4 protein-coding genes are annotated in these 17,706 nt (G+C 44.8%); 2 read left to right on the top strand and 2 right to left on the bottom strand.

Annotated elements, in window-relative coordinates; genetic code table 11:
• Positions 1–45: 45 nt before the first annotated feature.
• Positions 46–14,970: a hypothetical protein gene (locus IPM47_02800; GenBank protein QQS29900.1), complete on the bottom strand. Its 14,925-nt coding sequence runs from the start codon at positions 14,968–14,970 to the stop codon at positions 46–48.
• Between the two features lie 115 nt (positions 14,971–15,085).
• Positions 15,086–15,316: a hypothetical protein gene (locus IPM47_02805; protein QQS29901.1), complete on the bottom strand. Its 231-nt coding sequence runs from the start codon at positions 15,314–15,316 to the stop codon at positions 15,086–15,088.
• 611 nt (positions 15,317–15,927) lie between these two features.
• Between IPM47_02805 and IPM47_02810 the strand changes: the two genes are divergently transcribed.
• Together IPM47_02810 and IPM47_02815 are read left to right on the top strand one after the other, a co-directional pair.
• Positions 15,928–16,944 (top strand): IS1634 family transposase, encoded by a 1,017-nt coding sequence (locus tag IPM47_02810; protein ID QQS29902.1) that lies wholly within the window; start codon positions 15,928–15,930, stop codon positions 16,942–16,944.
• Complete coding sequence (locus tag IPM47_02815; GenBank protein QQS29903.1) at positions 16,922–17,563, top strand: IS1634 family transposase; 642 nt, start codon at positions 16,922–16,924, stop codon at positions 17,561–17,563. The genes IPM47_02810 and IPM47_02815 overlap by 23 nt, the downstream gene beginning before the upstream one ends.
• Positions 17,564–17,706 lie beyond the last annotated feature (143 nt).

Here is a 17,706-nt window from a genome sequence, read left to right on the forward strand (position 1 = left end):
GACGGACTTAAAGTCGCACTCGCTACTCCCGTTAGTGTTCCTATGCTAAACGTTCCGCCTCCTGTCGTGGATGGGGGTCATCATCGCACTCAGGTTGATCGTGCCGCTCGGACTTTCACAGACCGTGATGTCTTCAATCGTAAGATCCAACGCCGGGTAAACCGTTACCACGATGCTTTCACTGTCGCTGCATACGCCGTTGCTCACACTGTAAGTCAATACATATACACCGGGTAAACTCGGGTTAAAGGTCGTGCCGCTTACTGCGGTAGCATCCGGTCCGCTTGATGTCCAGGTGCCGCCCGGTGTTGCTCCTGCGTTCGTGTAATTATTCAAATCAAACGGTAAGTCTGCACTGCCTAAACAGAACTCAACTCCCGGACTGGAATCTAAGGTTGCATCCACAGGTGCATATACCCACATAAATTCAGTACTCGGGCTACCGCAGCCACCTGCCGCAGGTTGGTAATCTATCTGTACCAAACCTGTGAAGTCGGCTGCAGGGGTATAGATACTGCCTGCTATTGTTCCGGCTCCTACGGTTATCAGTGTCCATTCACCACCGCCTACTGCTGTGTATGCCGACAAGTCAAAGTCGCCTTCGGCACACCATGCATCCGGCAGGTCATAGCCTGTTTCCGTTGCTCCGGTGATGACAATCGTTGCTACTGTTGTTGTTGTTGCACAAGGCACTGTCGCACTGCCGCCTGTTACTGTATATTCTACCTCAATTGTGTAGGGCGGTGTTCCACTCGGTAATATCGTATATACCAACTGGGCGCCTGACGGACTTAAGGTCGCACTCGCTACTCCCGTTAGTGTTCCTATGCTAAACGTTCCGCCTCCTGTCGTGGATGGGGTCATCATTGCACTCAGGTTGATCGTGCCGCTCGGACTTTCACAGACCATGATGTCTTCAATCGTAGAATCCAACGCCGGGTAAACCGTTACCACGATGCTTTCGCTGTCGCTGCATACGCCGTTGCTCACACTGTAAGTCAATACATATACACCGGGTAAACTCGGGTTAAAGGTCGTGCCGCTTACTGCGGTAGCATCCGGTCCGCTTGATGTCCACGTTCCGCCCGGTGTTGCTCCTGCGTTCGTGTAATTATTCAAATCAAACGGTAAGTCCGCGCTGCCTAAACAAAACTCAACTCCCGGACTGGGATCTAAGGTTGCATCCACAGGTGCATATACCCACATAAATTCAGTACTCGGGCTACCGCAGCCACCTGCTGCCGGTTGGTAATCAATTTGCACCAATCCGCTGAAGTTTGGAGCGGGGGTATAAATATTTCCTAAAATAGTTCCTGCTGTTCCATCTACCAAACTCCACTCACCACCACCAAGAGCTGTATAATCTTCCAAATCAAAGGTGCCTTCGGCACACCATGCATCGGGCAAATCAAAGCCTGTTTCCGTCGCTCCGGTAATGACGATGGTTGCAACAGTTGTTGTTGTTGCACAAGGCACTGTCGCACTGCCGCCTGTTACTGTATATTCTACCTCAATTGTGTAGGGCGGTGTTCCACTCGGTAATATCGTATATACCAACTGGGTGCCTGACGGACTTAAAGTCGCACTCGCTACTCCCGTTAGTGTTCCTATGCTAAACGTTCCGCCTCCTGTCGTGGATGGGGTCATCATCGCACTCAGGTTGATCGTGCCGCTCGGACTTTCACAGACTGTGATGTCTTCAATCGTAGAATCCAATGCCGGGTAAACCGTTACCACGATGCTTTCACTGTCGCTGCATACGCCGTTGCTCACACTGTAAGTCAATACATATACACCGGGTAAACTCGGGTTAAAGGTTGTACCGCTTACTGCAGTCGCATCCGGTCCGCTTGATGTCCACGTTCCGCCCGGTGTTGCTCCTGCGTTCGTGTAATTATTCAAATCAAACGGTAAGTCCGCACTTCCAAGACAGAATTCAACTCCCGGACTTGGATCTAAGGTTGCATCCACAGGTGCATATACCCACATAAATTCAGTCGACGGGCTTCCGCATCCACCGGCAACCGGTTGGTAATCAACTTGCACCAATCCGCTGAAGTTTGGAGCGGGGGTATAAATATTTCCTAAAATAGTTCCTGCTGTTCCATCTACCAAACTCCACTCACCACCACCAAGAGCTGTATAATCTTCCAAATCAAAGGTGCCTTCGGCACACCATGCATCCGGCAAATCAAAGCCAGTTTCCGTCGCTCCGGTAATGACGATGGTTGCAACAGTTGTCGTTGTTGCACAAGGCACTGTCGCACTGCCGCCTGTTACTGTATATTCTACCTCAATTGTGTAGGGCGGTGTTCCACTCGGTAATATCGTATATACCAACTGGGTGCCTGACGGACTTAAAGTCGCACTCGCTACTCCCGTTAGTGTTCCTATGCTAAACGTTCCGCCTCCTGTCGTGGATGGGGTCATCATTGCACTCAGGTTGATCGTGCCGCTCGGACTTTCACAGACTGTAATGTCTTCAATCGTAGAATCCAACGCCGGATAAACCGTTACCACGATGCTTTCGCTGTCGCTGCATACGCCGTTGCTTACACTATAAGTCAATACATATACACCGGGTAAACTCGGGTTAAAGGTCGTACCGCTTACTGCGGTTGCATCCGGTCCGCTTGAGGTCCAAGTGCCACCCGGTGTTGCTCCTGCGTTCGTGTAATTATTCAAATCAAATGGTAAATCCGCACTTCCAAGACAGAATTCAACTCCCGGACTGGAATCTAAGATTGCATCCACAGGTGCATATACCCACATAAATTCAGTACTCGGGCTGCCGCAGCCACCTGCCGCAGGTTGGTAATCTATCTGTACCAAACCTGTGAAGTCGGCTGCAGGAGTATAGATATTTAGTACTATTGTTCCGGCTGCTCCGTCAATCAAAGTCCATTCACCACCGCCTACTGCTGTGTATGCCGACAAGTCAAAGTCGCCTTCGGCACACCATGCATCCGGCAAATCAAAGCCTGTTTCCGTCGCTCCGGTAATGACGATGGTTGCTACTGTTGTGGTCGTTGCACAAGGAACAGTTGCGCTGCCACCGGTTACTGTATATTCTACATCAATGGTATAAGGTGGGATTCCGCTTGGAAGGATGGTATAAACCAATTGAGTGCCTGACGGGCTTAGGTCTGCACTGGCAACTCCGTTGAAGCCTATGACGGCAAATGTTCCACCGGCAGTAGTAGTAGGAGTCATCATAGCAGTCAGATTGATTGTGCCGCTCGGACTTTCGCAAACCGTGATGTCTTCGATTGTAGAATCCAATGCCGGGTAAACCGTTACTACTACACTTTCACTGTCGTTACATACGCCGTTGCTCACGCTATAAATCAATACATAAGTTCCGGGCAATATCGGGTTGAAACTGGTACCACTTACTGCATTAGCATCCGGTCCGCTTGATGTCCACGTACCTCCGGGCGTTGTACCGCCTGTGTAATAATCTGTCAGGTTAAACGGTAAGTCGGCACTGCCAAGACAGAATTCATTAGGATTAGCTACCAAAGTTGCATCAACCGGTGAATACAGCCAAATAAATTCGGAAGAAGGACTTCCACAACCTCCATCTACGGGTTGATAATCTATTTGAACAATACCGTCAAAGGTTGTTGAAGGGGTAAATATGCTTCCTGCTATTGTTCCTGCGCTTCCGGTTGCTAAAGTCCATTCGCCACCGCCAACTGCAGTATATAAATCAAGGTTTAATTCTTCATCTGCACACCAAGCATCAGGAAGGTCAAATCCTGTTTCGGTAGCTCCGGTGATGATGATGGTTGCTACTGTAGTTGTTGTTGCGCAAGGAATTGTCAAACTGCCTCCTGTTACTGTATATTCTACATCAATAGTATAAGGTGGTGTGCCGCTCGGCAATATGGTATAAACCAATTGAGTACCTGACGGGCTTAAGGTTGCACTTGCAACTCCTGTAAAGCCTTGTACTGTAAAGGTTCCACCGGTTGTGGTGGCAGGAGTCAACATAGCTGCCAGGTTAACTGTTCCACTCGGACTTTCGCAAATAGTAATATCTTCTATTGTTGAATCTAATGCCGGATAAACCGTTACCACGATGTTCTCGCTGTCGCTGCATACACCATTGCTAACCGTATAGGTCAACACATACGTGCCGGGCAATGAAGGATCGAAAGTTGTTCCGCTAACTGCTGTTGCATCAGGACCGTTTGATGTCCAAGTACCGCCAACAGTTGTCGTGCCGCCATTATAATAAGTTGTCAAATCAATAGTACTTCCTAAACACAACTCATCTGTTGCTGCATTTAAGGTAGCATCAACTCCTTCAGATACGGTAATGAACTCGGTCATCGGTACACCGCATCCACCTTCACCGGGTTGATAACGAATTTCTAAGGTCGAAGCACCACCCACATAAGCCAATGTACCAACACTTACCACGCCGCCGGGTATCACTACGCCGGTAGGAGGTACGCTCGGTACTCCATTTTGACTCATCAAGTACCAGGTTCCTCCGCCTACTGCTGTAAAGTTTGCCAGTGTAATATCTCCATTGTCTTCACACCAGGTTGAGGGTAAGTCAAAGCCCGTTTCAGTTGCTCCGCTTATCGTTATCGTTGTCGGTGCGCTTGTTACTGTTGCACAAGGTGCCGGCAATAAGGCTACTCCATCAACTGTATAAGTCAACTGAATGGTATAAGGTGAAGTTCCTGCTGAAGGTATGGTATAGGTCAATACGTTATTGCTGATACCGATTACAGTTGCTGTCGTACCGCCTCCAATTACTGTCCATGTACCTCCTGTGGTTGTAGTCGCTCCAAACATAGCTACCAGATTGATGGTACCGCTCGGACTTTCACAAACCAATATCGGGTTAATTGTGGCATCCAATGCCGGATAAACTGTAATTACGATATTGTCGCTGTCATTGCATAAGCCATTGCTCACACTGTAAGTCAACACATACGTGCCGGGCAATGAAGGATCGAAAGTCGTTCCGCTAACTGCTGTTGCGTCAGGACCGCTTGATGTCCATACACCACTCGGATCTGTTCCAACTGAATAATAGGTTGTCAGGTCTATGGTACTGCCTAAGCACAACTCATCAGTTGCCGCATTTAAATCAGCAGAAACCGGAGCATATACAGCCATGTATTCAGTTTTAGGAACACCACATCCACCCGGAGCTGGTTGATATTGAATTTCAACTAACCCGCTTATGCCCGGATCCGGGGTATAAATATTTCCTAAAATTGTGCCAGGTCCACTTATAAGTGTCCATAAACCACCACCAACAGCAGTAAAGGCACTCAAGTCAAATAATCCATCTGCACACCATGCGTCCGGTAGGTCAAAGCCTGTTTCAAGAGCGCCCTGAATAAAGATGGTTGCATCCCCAGTTTCGATATCACAACCTGCCGGAGCAGCAGGATTGGTAACCGTATAGTTTATTTCTATGGTATAGGGAGAGGTATTACCGGGTATTACTAAGTATTCCAACTGATTGAGTGAAGGACTTAAGTTTGCAGTTACGCCTGCTGTTGCACCTATCGTAAAGGTTCCGCCCGGTGTAGTTGAAGGATCCAACATACTTAACAAGTTGACGGTTCCGCTTGGGCTTTCGCAAACTGTCACATCAGTAATTGCAACTGTTAAAGCAGGATAGACTGTTACGGTAATTGATCCGTTTGCGTTACACAAACCATTGGATACACTATAAGTCAAGACATAAGTACCCGGTAATGTCGGATTAAAACTTGAACCGCTTAGCGCAGTTGGATCCGGACCTACTGATGTCCATGTTCCTCCAAGAGTTGTCGGAGGAAACAGATAGTTATCAACATCAAAGGGCAAATCAGGTACACCTATGCAGAAGTCAATTCCGGGAGATGGGTCAATAGTTACTGAAACAGGATCAAACACTTCCATAGTTTCAGTAGTAGGAGTACCACAACCACCTGCGGATGGTTGATATTCAATTTGAATTAATCCGTTGAAACCTAAATCAGGGGTATATATATTACCTGCTATGCTTCCACCTCCGGAAACCAATGTCCATTCACCGCCAAGAAGTGCCGTATAACTGCTTAAATCAAAAGTTCCTTCGGCACACCATTGATCGGGAAGATCGAACCCTGTTCCTGATGAACCGGTAATGATAACAAGCGCTGTACCGGTTGCGGCATCACAAGCTCCGGGTGCTGCAGGATTGGCTACATCATAAGTTATTTCTATTGAGTAGGGCGGTGTTGCCGTAGGCTCAATTGTATAAACCAATTGTGTTTCTGAAGGACTAAGTGTAGCACTTGATACTCCTGTCAAAGTACCGACCGTAAATGTTCCGCCTTCTGTTGTGCCGGGTTCTAACATAGCCAACAGATTGATGGTTCCGCTCGGGCTTTCACAAATAGTTATAGTACCGATATTGACTACCAATTCAGGATGAACTGTAACTGTAACACTTGCAGTTGCTTCACACAATTCATTGCTGACACTGTAAGTAAATACATAGGTACCGGCCAGTGAAGGATCGAAGATGGATCCGGTTAGAGATGCTGCATCCGGGCCGGAAACCGTCCATGTTCCTCCGAGTGTGGTTGGTGCGTTTAAATAGTTGTCAATATCATAAGGAAGAGGTGCGCCACCTAAACAAAAATCAGTTACCGGTGAAGGATCTAATGTAATGTTTACCGGTTCATAAACTGTAATAAACTGAGTTTCGGTGGTAACCGAACAGGTAGATGTTGACGGAAGTGTGTAGGATATTTCCAATAAAGCAGCTCCTCCAATATAGTTTACCGTGCTTAAATCAAGAATGCCTATATTGCCTGAAACACCACCGTCAATTGTACCTCCTGCAATACCAATATTTTCAATTGTCCAGGTACCACCTGTAAATACTGTATAATCATCGAGATTAATAGTTGCGGGGTCTGCACAAACCAGGTTGGGGGCATCAAAACCAATTTGACAGGCATCACAAGCCGGAATTAGAACATTCACCGGATTGATACTCACTGCACAGGGACTGTCAGCTCCATTGGTGACCTGAACGTCTACACTTGTTGCCAAATCGCCGGGATTGGCTGTATATGCGTTGGGATAGACAAAGAAGCCCGGGCAGGAGGGTACAAGTTGGTAGGTACATGACAAACCATCGGTTGTTGGAACGGCATTTACCGTAATGGTAGCCGGATCCGGATATATTGTAACTGAAGTCATAGCTTTGGGTCTGCAGTCGGCTGTAAGTCCTGCTGCAATTGCATCGGCATCTGTTACAAAAGCATAAATAATGTAAGTTGTTGGTCCGCAAGTTCCGGGAGGCGGTGTTGGCATAGCAATATTATCCAATGATGCCTGATAAGAGCCTGCAACCAAACTTACGGGATTAATTCCCAAAACTGTCAAAGTGCCGGGTAATTCATTCGGATTGTTAATCAGGCTTGAACTGTATCCAAAAACCAGATCCACTCCGTTTAGTTCCGCATCAACTAATGCCAGGAAGCTGAATTGTGCGTTTCCGTCACCACAGGCAATTGGCAGATTAGTTTGCAAGTCATCAATATCAGGACAATTTTGGTCGCAAGCCGGAATTGCAACGTCTGTAACTACTTCAGGCGCACAGGGGTTTCCTGTACCGCCACTTACTGTAACTGTAATATTTGTGGCAGGATCACCGGGAGAGGCAACGTAAGTAGCAGGAGATACTATAAAATTAGGACAACTACTTGTAATAGTAGTAATACACTCGTTTGTTGTAGTAGTCAAAATGGCATCTGTTGGATCAGGGTAAACCGTTATTGTTCTGATTGCAAAAGGTTCACATGCTGCATCCATTCCTATTACTGAAGTTGGATCGTTCAGATATGCGTAAATGGTGAATTGTACCGGGTCACAATCAGGGGTAGCTCCTAAATCTGAATTGCTGAAGGTGAAAGATGCCTGAACAGTACTGGATACCACAACTGCTCCTGAAAATCCAAGGCTAATTCCCGGAGGAGAAGCGTAAGGATTATCAGCGCCAAGTTCGCTCAAGGTTGCGCCAAAGTTTACTTGTGCACCTGCAAAAACGGGATCTGCAAAAACGGTTACTGTTGTGCTGTTTGAACTATCTTCACAGAGGTTGTTTGCAGTAGCTGTTAAGATGTTAAACTGCGGGCAGGTGCAACTTTCAATAGCAATAATTTCGGTATGAGATGTGCCAAAGCAAGCTGCTTGAGTGCCATCTATCACCCAGGTTACAGCATATAAACCGGGAGTTTCAGTTCCTGTATTCCATGTTGCAGTTGGTGAAAACTGACCGACAAAAGAGGTTCCGGTATAAGGTGTTCCATCTGCATTCTGAATATGCCAGGTACCATTAGGTGTTGTTCCGATAGTACCTACAATATTTTCGGGTATAAAATAGTCATTGAGCGTAATGCTTCCTTGAGAGGTACATAGCGATGATGGTCCATCCCATTCAGGATTTACAACATGAACGGTAATATCTCCAACGGCAGTTGCATCTTCGCAAGCTCCGCCGGCACCATCTATACCAACAGTATAGCTAATCACAAATGTATAATTAAGCTCAGCACCACCATCAACGATACGATAATTTAACACATCGTCTTCAATAACCGCCACTGATCCAATAGGCAAAATTCCTAATGTCCATGTTCCCCCGGGAGTTCCTCCTCCAAGCAAAACCGATAAATCGAATTGTTCAAAATCAGCAAAGCTTGCCAAATCAGAAGGATTGATACAAATGTTTTGGCTATCTAATACAGGAGGTAACACAACAGTAGGCACAACCTGAATCATCATAGTCTGACATTCCTGACATGCCTGATTGTTTACACAATAAGTAACCGGATAATTACCGGTAGTTGGTACAGTTAAAGTGTTACCAACTACTCCCGGACCGCTCCATGTTCCACCGGGAGTTGATCCTCCCTGTAATGTTGTCAAATCATAAGGTAACTGGTCAATACAAACCTGAATGGTAGCAGAAGGTAACGATACGATACCGCTTCCTTCTAAAATTGTGATGGTTTCAGTAATGCTGTTCACACAATCATTGGGAGGTGTGCCAACTGATTCTGTATAAGTAACTGTATATATACCGGGTCCGGTGGCAGAAAGGTCAAATTCAGTATCGCCTGCAGTTAACACTGCCGTAGAAGTAAACGAACCTGTTGCTCCTGCAATTGGCTGCAAGTAATCAGCCAAAACTAAATTTGGATCACCGGAACAAGCGACATCCGGAAGATCAAAGTTTCTGGTATCGGGAGTTCGGTTAAGTGTAATCTCCACATCATCTTCTCCATAGCAATCACCGTCTGCAGGGTCTGTAGTGCCATTAGCTGGGTCTCCTACCGAATAACGAACAGTAATTACAGATACGGGATCTATTAGGTCAACATCATAGCTCAGTACATCACCGCTAACTGCCGTTCCTGTAGGAGCAGCTCCAACAACCGACCAAGTGCCTCCCTGAGTAGTGATGGCAGGAATAAATAGTTGAGTCAGGTTAAATTGCTGACTTGCATTAGAGCAAATGGTGATATCGGAACCAAGTGTAGCGTTAACACTCTCCACAACTTGTACGGCTCTTTGTGCTTCATAAGCACAGTCCTGATATCCAACTACTACCCTAATGATGTTAACACCTACTTCCGTAGGTACAAAATCAGCACTTCCATCGGGTAAGGTACCAAGCGGGTTGCCATTTACGGACCATTGAATATATTCCTGAACATCGGGAATAGCATTTGTTCCGTTGGGATCAAATATTGGTTCATAGGTTGCAAAAGTTGCTGCAACATTGGCAATATCGTCTAAAACAAGAGAAACCGGGGTTGCAGGAGAAACGCATATAACTGCCGGAACGTTAGTTTCAAAGGATGGGTCAAATTCGGGATATACGTAAACTACTTTTTCGGTACAAACTATGCACTGTCCCAAAGCCTGATTATAATCGGGGCATTGAGAATAGTCTATACAATATCGGATGACATGCATACCCGGGCCTGCATTTTGTGGGATAAAGACTGCCTGACCGGGGTTGGTGAGGTCGTCATCCAAACCATTGACATCTGTACCATTGACGAATCCGCCGAAGTTTGAGTTGATTTCCCAGGTATAAAGTTCCAACAGGTTGAAACCATCGCATAAGAGCGGAGGTTCGTTGCCTATTTCCAAATCAAAGAAGCGGTAGTCGTATAGTGTAGTCGGAGGATCATTCTGGCAGTAATTGCCATTTAACCCTAAATAATCAACGGGGCCGTCTGTACCGCAAGTACCGGTTACATAGTACTCACATCCTACTCCATCGGTTATCCTTATAATATAAGGCATACCACCGACAACTGTTACCGTAAAAGTGCCTCCTGCAATGACATCTGTAGGAGGAGTAGCCGGTGATGTAACCCCTAAAATGAAATCAATATTATAGAAAGATTCCGGACCCGTTGCAAACAATTCGGGTAATCCGCCATTAAGGGTGATGTCCAAATTAAAGTTTTGAGTTCCGGTACAATTACACACTCTTACGTGTGTAATGGGTTCCAAAATCTGAATAATGTCGCATTTAGTATCTGTACAAAGTACCCCATTCAATGTGTAAGAAGAGGTAACACAAACTTCAACAGGTCCGTAATATCCCAATGTCGGTTGGAATCCTGTTCCGTCAGGATTAATTGTTGCGTTTGCTGCTGAAGCAGGTGCGATAGTAAACACCGGATCGCCGGGAAAAATTGTTACCGTTCCGGGGGGAACAGCAAGCGCATAATAAGGACGGAGATCTCTTGGATAATCGTCATCACCAAGGCATAAACCATCAATCACATCAAAAGTAATTTCCGGCTGCGGGATGATATACAGTACAGCCGTGGATTCATCTTCGCAATTATTGTCAAGTCCGCTGGTGTTTCCGTTATTGTCTATATAGTAGCGAATGGTGTAAATACCTGCAACCGGATAAAACAATTCGTTTCCTGCTGTAATCGTAGTCAACCCTGAAACATCTGCACCAAGATGATCTAACGCACTGACCAACTCAAATACACCGCCGGTTGTTGTAGCGCCTTGAACCGTTTGTCCGGGCAATCCGGGTGAAACTACCCCTAATGCAGCATCTGCAAACATGTGGGTTAAGTCGTATTGAAGATCGGTGTCAAAGCAGATTGTTCTGTCTTCCAAATCTGCATCTACCGGTGGGTCAACAGTTAGCAGTAAAGTTTCAGTCAGTTCACAACCAAAACGGTCTATTGCGATCACATTAATTTCGTAAGAACGGGTTACGGAATTGGTAAATGTTAATACCGGATTGGCGATATTGGGGTCAGAGATTGTAACATCTAAGTTTGGAGAAACTGACCATATATATTGTACGGTTGATTGCAAGAAGGCCGGAACGAGATTCACCGTACCGCCTGCATAAGATCCTCCATCAAAACACAAATTATCGGGGTTAACCAATGCTCCTGTTGTTGCATCTGCCAAAGTAGTCGGGTCAAATGACGCAATAGCCGCATTTAAAGTTACCGTATTATCACCCAATAAGCACAAACGCTGAGCATCAACCACAACCACGGCATCCGGCACGGGAACCGGAGCATAAGACAAAGCGCCTGCCGGGTCGAAAAGGTTCGAACTATGAGTCATCGTTGGTTGTGTGGTCAATTCTGGTCTGTTACAATGAACATAAAAATAAACATTGTAACTGTTAGCATCCTCATCAGTAATGATAACGCGATAGTAGCCATCGGGTAAGCCGAAGAAATTAAGCGTTCCGGCGCGGGTAGCATTTACCGGCCAAGTTCCTTGAACCGCATCAGTAAACACAACAGTTGTAGTGATATTGGTCGGGGTAAACAGAGAAAATACTCCCGCTAATTCGCGCTCTACCCTGTAATCGTACCCTGCATTGGGGGAATCGAACGGATTGCCTCCCATACCGCGAACTTCAACCTGACCGCAATCGAGGTAATCGGCAGTAACTCCATCGTAAAGTTCATCATCGCCCTGATAGGTCGGTTGAAGGTTATGGTCTAAGTAATCACAAAATGCCAGTACTGTAGCACTTCCATCAGGAGGGCAGGTGCCATGCGTAAACGAGTGAGTCGTTGGATCATCAATTGGTTCATTACGAACGCCTCCGCCAACTCCGGCAGCAGTTGGCAATACCATACCGGTCAGCTCTCCCTGCCAACATTCCGGTACCGTTTGAGTTGTATTAAACTCACAAGCAGGAGCTACGCCTCCTCCTACGGTAACCGTAACAGTTACGCTAAGATCGTCTTCAACTCCATTATTATTTGCATCCCCAATATTGGCGGTAAATCCGTCGGGATTGACCAACCAGTTGGGGCAAGCTGAGTAAACAAAATAGGAAGTACATCCATCGGTGGTGGTTACCAATCCGGGAGCAAAAGCAGGAGCTTCGGGATTTGGCCAAACAGTAACCGGAATGATAGCAAGAGGACGGCAGTTTGCCGGAATACCCGGTGCCGGAACGCTTGCTAAATTAATATAGCCATACACAAAATAAGTAATCGGGTTACAGGTATTATTAGCCGGTAAAGAGGCAGTTGCCAAAGTTGCTCTGTGCACACCGCCGGCTGTTGTAGTAACCAATGCGCCTGTAGGTGAGGTCGGGAAAATTGTAACACCTCCTGCATACGGATCTAATGTGCTTGACAAGGCGTAACTAAAGAAAATTCTGCTACCCACCAATTCTGCTTCTGTAGCAACGCTGACCGTAAAAAGTTGGGATGCCGTAAAAGGTGTAACTGTGCATAAGTCCTGATTAGAAGTAATAATATCGTAAATATCAGGGCAATCAATATTGCAGGTAGGGATATTTGCAGTAGTGTTAAAATCTGCACAGGGGCTTCCAACTCCCGCACTAATCGTTACATTGATAGAGGTTGCAAGATCGTTTTCGTTGGCAACGTAAGTAGCCGGTGAAACCGTGAATCCTTGCGGATTTCCTGAACCTCCGCAATTAACCGTAATTGTGGACACACAATCAACCGTCGTTACAACTGGAACTGCTACCGTAGCAGGATTCGGCCATACTGTAATCGTAGCAACGACAACCGGCCGACATTCGGCAGAAAGAGACAAATTGGTAATTGCTGAACCGGATAAATAGGCAACTACCCTATATTGTATCGGCTCACAAGTATTGTTGGCCGGAAGACCAAAAGTATTACTTGCTGTTGGAGTTGTACCTGTTACTATACCGGTGCCTAATGCAGTAAACGGCGCTCCTGCATAAGGATTTACCGCAACTGATGATGCCAGTACATAAGCAAAAGAAATTGGCTGTCCTAATAATGCTTCATCAACAATAGCGGCTACATTAAAATTAGAGCCGGTACATAAATCTATTGCACTTAACTGTAAAGACGAAATTTCCGGGCAATTGCAATCGGAAGTTATCAACACTATTTCATCATGAGTGTAGGTACATCCCGAAAGTGTAACTGTATATCTGATCGTAACATAATTGGATGACAAACTTGCATTAAATGCAGTTAATGCATCAAATACGCCGGAAGTGTTAATCACTGTATTATTAAACCCGCCCCCTGAATTCATGCTCCAGGTGCCTCCGCTTGTTGAGGTGGCAGGCAGAAAGTCGGTCATAGTAATCGTTCCATCCTGCAAACAAAAAGAACTAGGTGCATCATAAAACGAATCAATATAACGGAATGAGAACGTGGTATTGCTGGTAGCCGTACAAGTTCCTAATGCTCCTGTAAATGTGGACACTGAATATTCTACCTGAACGGTGTTTAACACGTTTGGATTCAGGTTGGTATATAATAATTCATTGCCGCTTATAGTATAAGTTCCACCGCCTAAAATAGTTACCGGTGTGCTAAATGTGCCTCCGGTAGTAGTGGTAGCGTTAAACAAGCCTGTCAGTGTAAAACTGCCCGAAGCACCTGTAACGCAAACCGTTGGCGTGGTCATTGTTGAATTTGCTGCGGGAAATACCTGTATGGTTTGGCAAAAAGTAGCGAGGCAAGAGGAAACCCCTACATCAACACAAACCGTATGAATGCCAACACCAGCGGTTGCAGGATCAAAAGAACCATTGGCATTTGCAGGATTGTCTGTTACGCCGTCTCCATACCAATCCGCCAATTGCGTGGCAGTTACTCCGGCAGGAGGGGCTCCTACTGCTGTGGTCAGGCTTAAGGTCATTGATAACCCGCCCACACAAGCATTTGTCGGCAAGGTAAATGCCGGGCTATAACTTGGATATACTGTTGCCAACATTGTAACCGGAGTAGGACAACCTGTGGGCGTGAATGAAATTGTATGAGTGCCGGCACCTGCTGAACTTGGGCTAAAAGTTCCTGTGCTTCCGGCTCCATCAGTAACACCAGTACCACTAAAAGTGCCGGTTACGGAAGGGTCTGTATTAAGACTTACATTAGGATCGTTCACACAGAATGGTCCGTCAGCTCCTATAATATCCGGACCTCCTTCTGTAGCACACAATACTTCATAATACACTGTAAAATCATAATCCTGTCCATCGCTATTATCATCAGGAAAAAATTCTGATTGATTATATGCGGGTATTGAAGTATCAATATTCCAGGTTGTATTTACCACAGAATCATCACCTCCGCACAATCCACCGCCATCATCTTCTGTTGCAACAACACCGATCGTAATGTTGGTGGCTGAAGTGGTAACAATAATGACACCCGGTACAAATGGGGTTAGTGGAAATGCACCGCAAACTCCATCGGCGGAAAACAAAACACCGTTCAGAGTAATATCGGGGTCAGGGTCGCCGCATGCTCCATCGTCGCAATCGGTTATATCAATCCCTGTTACACGAACGGTACGGGTTCCCGTACAGGTTACACATTGTGCCATTGTTGTTTCTGCAATGAGCAAGAAGAAAGAAAGCAAAAAAAGCACAGAAAATAGCCTGCTGCTTTCAAGTTGGTTGGGTAAGATTCTTTTCATATTAAAACTGTTTACTTTTTTACGTTGTTGGTTTAACATGCTAAAGGAGTTTTGTAAAGCATACAAATAGTTTGTTCTTGATTGGGTAGTTTTATTTTTCATATCTAAATATTTTTTATTTAGGAATGAGCGATTGCAATGAGTCAATTTTATGTTTAAAGGCTTTAAATTTTTCTTCGAGTTCCTGTTTCATTTCAGGTGTCATCGGATCTTTTTGTTCTTGTTGAAATCGTTCCAAACTTTCTAATGCTGCCGTGTATCTCTGCAGTTGCCTTTCAGTAGGTAAGGTATCTGTTCCTATGCCCAAAGAAGCATTTGCAGATGGTTTTGGCTTTTCTTTTTTCACACTTTCATCTTTATCCTGAGAGCAGGAAATCCAAAGGCAAACCATAATAAGGGGCAATAAATAACGATATAAATTCTGTAACAAAAAAGGCATTGACTATAATTTGATTTTTCTTGAATGATTTAAACAAATTTTGAAGTACGTCTTTGTTGGAAGATTTTGGCTTTTATCTGACTGTTATGGTATATTTTTTGTTAGGGTTTCAAATTTAATGGCTGTGATTTTATCAAATCCGCAAGCTAAACCGTTCTTCTCTTTAAATTGTGTTTGTTTTTAAACTATAAGTTGTCAAAAAAAATATTAATAAATTACTGAACGCATAACTCATTTGCGTTCAGTAATTTATTCTTGACAGATATTTTTACTTACTATTTTGAGTGTCTTTTTTCCTTGTTTTTAAGGTTTTATGTGCAAGTTAATGAATATAGTTGAGGGCAAAACTAAGTTTAATTTTGGAAATAGATAGTTTTTAGTGTAAAAAAAGGTTAAATTTTTTTTTTGGATTCACAATCTCTTAACAAAAGGCTAAATTAAACCCTACCTTCCGCACCCCTAATGTTTAAAATTCGGGAATTATTCGGATACTTGAGTTAAACAAGTAATCATAATTAATGGAAACACAATTTGAGAGTGTAAATTTGTCTCACTTAGGCATAGTAGCAGGTATGTGCGATAAGCTTGGAGTTGTTGGGTTAACAGACAGATTAATTTGGGGAGATGAAGAGCGACAAAAAGTTAGTACTGGGATCTGCTTAAAAGCATTGATTTTAATAGGTTTAGGATTTTCTGAGAGGCGGCTGTACATGGTTTCCTCATTTTTTGAAGACAAACCTGTGGCGCACCTTTTAGGTGAGGGGGTAGAAGCCAGGATGCTGAACGATGATCGGTTGGGCAGAAGTTTAGATGCTATCTACGAGTTTGGGGTGAGTGAGTTTTTTATGGAATTTGGCAAACAGGCTGCACAGAAGATGGGTTTGGATAAATCACCTCGTTTTTATCATTTAGACAGCACCAGTTTTCATGTAGATGGCAACTACCCGTCATCAGGTTGTGAGGACTGTTTAGAAGTTCGTCAAGGCTACAGTCGCGACCATCGCCCTGATCTGAAACAAGTAATGCTGAACTTGTTAGTTGAAAATACTTCGGGTATTCCCTTGATGATGGAAGCATTGAGTGGGAATACAGATGATAAGACAAGTTTCAGAGCCTTTATCGAAAAATATGCGGCAAGTTTGAGCGCAGAGGGTATGGAGCCGCAGTGCTGGGTGGCAGACAGTGCGCTATATACCCAGACAACCCTTCAAAGCCTTGCCGGACAAAAATGGCTCACTCGTGTACCGGAAACGAACAAAGCGGCGAAAGCACTCATTTTAAACACCGAAACGGCAGAAATGGGATTCTTTGACCGGGAGGAGTATTCGGGCTATCAGTACGTTTCTGTTCGCACCAACTATGCCGATGTTCCACAACGCTGGCTAATCGTCCGCTCGGAACAAGCGCACGAGCGGGAGAAGAAAACCTTTAACAAGCAATTTTTGAGTGGCAGTATAAAGGAATATAAGGCATTTGAGAAGTTATCGGGAACAGTATATAACTGTCAGGCAGATGCTCAAAAAAGCAGCGAATAAATTTGTTGCGGACTTGAAGTATGGCTGCCTGTACGAAATGCAACTCTGCGGCGTAAAGGGCTTTAAACAAAAGGGGAAACCGTCTAAAGATGCAGTAAAGGAACTGGTAGGTTGGCGGATAAAGGGTGATTATGTTTGCTGCCCGGCGGATTACCAACAGTCCGTCTCCAAATTGGGTAGGTTTATTCTGGCAAGCAACACTTTTGAAGAAGAATTTTCCGACACAGAACTGCTTGCCGGCTATAAGGGGCAGGCAAAAGTTGAGCGCGGTTTTCGTTTTATGAAAGACAAGCAATTTATGGCATCCACCATGTTTGTCAAGAAGCCTGAACGATTAGAGGTTATTTTGATGCTGATGGCTATGTGCCTGACCGTTTATAGTTGTTTGGAGAAAGAATTGAGAGAACAATTGCAAAAAAACAACCAAACAGTTCCCAATCAGTCACAAAAACCAACAGATAAACCCACGATGCGATGGATATTTGCTTTGTTTACAGGAATACATATACTGTACATATTAAACGAAAACAAAACTCTCATCATCAATGTTAAAGACCTACACAGGCGCATTTTAGGTCTCTTTTCTGAGGAAATTCAAAAATACTACAAATTGGAATAGGGGGTGCGGAAGGTAGGTTAAACAATTTCATAGTTTGAATTACTATTTTTTTAATCTTAAAATTTGTTTCCCCGAAACCATATAAAACCTCTGCAAAATAATGGTTAGGTATTCCAAAAACTGTATTGCATCAGTATCAGTTT

Source organism: Sphingobacteriales bacterium (assembly GCA_016700115.1).
GTDB lineage: Bacteria > Bacteroidota > Bacteroidia > Chitinophagales > UBA2359 > UBA2359.

What these genes read in the sequence shown, in the direction of transcription:
- IPM47_02815 (QQS29903.1), top strand. Translation starts at nt 16,922, where the DNA reads ATGCTCAAAAAAGCAGCGAATAAATTTGTTGCGGACTTGAAGTATGGC.
- IPM47_02800 (QQS29900.1), bottom strand. Translation starts at nt 14,970, where the DNA reads ATGAAAAGAATCTTACCCAACCAACTTGAAAGCAGCAGGCTATTTTCT.
- IPM47_02810 (QQS29902.1), top strand. Translation starts at nt 15,928, where the DNA reads ATGGAAACACAATTTGAGAGTGTAAATTTGTCTCACTTAGGCATAGTA.